The following is a 552-nucleotide window of genomic DNA, read 5'->3' on the forward strand; positions in this document are numbered from 1 at the left end:
GGCCCGGCACCCGAACTCGCGGCCGGCCCGGCCGCCGAACCCACCAGCAGCCCGCCTCCTGGCCTCGCGGACGACCCACCTCCCGAGCCCACCGGCAGCCCGGCTGCCAGGCCGGTGGACGGCCGGCCGGAGCGGGCGTCGAAGGCGGGCACATGACGCTGTTCGAAGCCAGCGGGCTGACCCGCGCCTACCGGCTGCCGCGCACCTCGCTGTTCGGCCCGGCCGGCGTCCGGCACGCCGTCCACAATGTCGATCTCTCACTGCCGGATGGTCACAGCCTCGGCATCGTCGGTGAGTCCGGGTCGGGCAAGTCGACCCTGGTCCGGCTGCTGCTCGGGCTGGAGCACCCGGACGCCGGGACGGTGCGCTACCGGGGCCGGCAGGTCCGGCCCGGCCGCCCCCGCGACCTGCGCTGGCTGCGCCGCGAGGTGCAGGTCGTCCTGCAGGACCCGATCGGCTCGCTGAACCCCCGGATGCCCGTCGGCGCGATCGTCGCCGAACCGCTGGAATGCCTCGGCATCGACGGAAACGACAACAGCGGCAGCGACGATC

The 552-nt window shown here is 75.0% G+C and carries 1 protein-coding gene; it reads left to right on the forward strand.

Annotated elements, in window-relative coordinates; all coding sequences use genetic code 11:
• Positions 1–152: 152 nt before the first annotated feature.
• Positions 153–552, forward strand: a 400-nt coding sequence (locus NBW84_RS19180; protein WP_250286121.1) for an ATP-binding cassette domain-containing protein, incomplete at its 3' end; no start/stop codon positions are given.

Source organism: Protofrankia sp. CiP1_Cm_nod2 (assembly GCF_920664355.1).
Taxonomy (GTDB): Bacteria; Actinomycetota; Actinomycetes; order Frankiales; family Frankiaceae; genus Protofrankia.